General features: G+C 47.1%; 1 protein-coding gene. It reads left to right on the top strand.

What is annotated here, in order from left to right; all coding sequences use genetic code 11:
* Positions 1-62 precede the first annotated feature (62 nt).
* Positions 63-982: transposase (locus tag HW443_RS11860; protein ID WP_219857257.1), on the top strand; the 920-nt coding region annotated here is incomplete at its 3' end.

Genomic DNA, 982 nt, shown 5'->3' with positions numbered 1-982 from the left:
GGCGGAGGTGGTTGGGCAGGGCACTCCCCAGTGCTGACACCATAGGAAGAGTGTTCTGCCAAGTGGTGCTGGTATCCATCCGTTCTCTCCTCCATCATCTCTACAGCCGATTAAAACGAAACAAAGCCCTTAAGAAGACGCATGGGTTTCAGGTGCTGATCTTAGATGGCCATGAGCACACCTCCAGTTATTTGCGTTGCTGTTCAGGATGTCTGAGAAGAACAATCCATACCAGAGAAGGAGATCGTATCCAGTATTACCACCGCAATGTCCTGGCCATGCTCTCGGGTCGAGATTTCCCGGTACTTTTAGATGTGGAGGAACAGAAGAGAAAAGAGAATGAAGTCTCCTGTGCCCTCCGGCTCTGTGAAAGGATCCTAAAGGATTATCCCCGTGCCTTCTCCGTGGTAGTCGCTGATGGGCTCTATCTGAAGGCACCTTTTTTTAAACTCTTTCTCCGGCATGGAAAACATATTATCGCTGTGCTGAAAGATGAAAGACGAGATTTGATGGAAGATGCCCGAGGTCTTTTCCAGCAGGAGAAGCCGTTGATTCAAATAGAAGGCAACCTCAAGAGACAGATATGGGACATGGAAGGGTTTACTTCCTGGCAGAGTTTGAAGAGGGAGATAAGAGTGGTGCGTTGTGTGGAAACTCGAACTATTCGCCGCCAACGGACAGGTGAGATAGAGGAGGAAACTTCTGAGTGGATATGGGCGACCACTCTATCTCAAAAAGAGGCAAGTACAGAAGCGATTATCCATCTCGGACATGATCGATGGCTTATTGAGAATAAGGTGATCAATGAAATGGTCACTTATTGGCATGCCGATCATGTCTACCATCACCATCCCACTGCTATAGTGGCTTTCTGGCTTACTCTTATGTTGGTTCTTAACCTTTTCCGGGCTTTTTTGTATCTGAATATTAAGCCAGAGTGGAGATCGAAACACACTCAAATCTATTTTGCCATGCTCATCTC

Source organism: Candidatus Hakubella thermalkaliphila (assembly GCF_013281975.1).
Classification (GTDB): Bacteria; Actinomycetota; Humimicrobiia; order Hakubellales; family Hakubellaceae; genus Hakubella; species Hakubella thermalkaliphila.
Note: the sequence above shows the minus strand (reverse complement) of the source record. Positions and strands in the feature narration are given on the sequence as shown.